This is a genomic window from Elstera litoralis (assembly GCF_000963705.1).
Lineage (GTDB): Bacteria > Pseudomonadota > Alphaproteobacteria > Elsterales > Elsteraceae > Elstera > Elstera litoralis.
On record NZ_LAJY01000647.1, the window covers coordinates 1 to 1184 of the forward strand.

General features: G+C 60.2%; 3 protein-coding genes. 1 reads left to right on the top strand and 2 read right to left on the bottom strand.

All coding sequences use genetic code 11. From position 1 onward, the window contains the following. On the top strand, window positions 1–206 hold a 206-nt coding region (locus VZ95_RS26030; protein WP_045777189.1), incomplete at its 5' end, for a hypothetical protein. A gap of 45 nt (window positions 207–251) precedes the next feature. On the opposite strand, the gene VZ95_RS18605 is transcribed toward VZ95_RS26030, so the two are convergent. Beyond that, window positions 252–623 (bottom strand): hypothetical protein, encoded by a 372-nt coding sequence (locus tag VZ95_RS18605; protein WP_045777190.1) that lies wholly within the window; start codon window positions 621–623, stop codon window positions 252–254. Window positions 624–711: 88 nt separating this feature from the next. Beyond that, window positions 712–1184: phosphotransferase (locus tag VZ95_RS18610; RefSeq protein WP_156995410.1), on the bottom strand; the 473-nt coding region annotated here is incomplete at its 5' end.

Sequence of the window (1184 nt, forward strand, 5' to 3'; positions counted from 1 at the left end):
GGATCGATGCCCTCTACTTCCAGAACTCCTATGTCTGGGATCTGATGATTATGCAAAACGGTAACGATATGGTCCTCTACGATATCGCCGATGCCAACGACAATGGTGCAATGGACTATGGCGTTGTGCTGAAGGATTGGTATCTCGGTGGCGGTAATACGGTCGAATATTTGATCGATGCAACCGGAAGCTGGTATTTGATCTAATCTAGTATACAGGGCTGGTGCCTCTCCCGTTTTTGGGGGAGGCACTCAGTTCGGCTTTTCCGGCGTGCCATAGCGCTCTTTAAAGACCGCCAGTACCGCCCGCGCTTTGCGCTTTTCATCTTCGGTAAACGGCTTATCGGCTTCGGGGAGCACGATGCCTTCGCGCTCGCGCACCGCCGCGATGGTGCTTTCCTTGGAACTCCGTCCCCAGAAACTCGCCATTTTGGCCGGGTCTTTTGGTGCGGGCGCGGCCTCCACGGGTTTTGGTGCCGGAGCGAGAAAAGCGGCGGGATCGATATTCAGCCGCCGCAACGACGCCAACGCGGTCGCTTCCACTTCCGGGGAAATGAAACGTCTGCGCAAGGCCCGGGCGATGGCGCGGGCTTCTTCGGGGGGGCGGGGGGTTTTCCTGACCATTTGAGCGCAGTTTACCCTGGGTTCTGCAAGAATGCTAGTCTTTGAAAATCCAGGCTTTTAACGTAAAACGTTCCCTAAAAGTTCTGGATTAGAAATCCTTCGCCGCCCCCAGGGCATAAAGCAGCCAGCGCAAGTCCTGCCGCTCAATTCCTTCCAGCGCCCACTGCACTTCGTAGGTGCGGGCCAGCGCCTGGGCGCGGGGGAAATGCGCGGGCAGGTCTGGATAAGCGAGGCCGTTCAACAATCCGCTTCCCCAATTATAGAGCAATCCCGCCAGATCGACCGCCGCATCGCCGCGCCCGCTGCGCCCGAAATCGAGCAGCCCGGTGAGGCGCCCGCTGGCCGGATCGTGTAGAATATGGGCGGGGTGAAGATCATCGTGGATGAGGCCCGGTGCGTCGGCCTTCAGCGGAAGACCGTCCATTGCGCGCAGGTGGGCGCGCAACTCCTCGGCGAGGTGGGCCGACAGCAGGGGAAAGAGGCGGGCCTCGGCGCGCGCGCGAAGCCTTTCCCACTGGTCCGGCGTATGGGGCGTATCGGCGGCGGGGAGATCGGCGGGAA

Excerpts from the sequence above, each read along its gene's own strand:
- VZ95_RS18605 (WP_045777190.1), bottom strand. The coding sequence starts at position 623 with ATGGTCAGGAAAACCCCCCGCCCCCCCGAAGAAGCCCGCGCCATCGCC.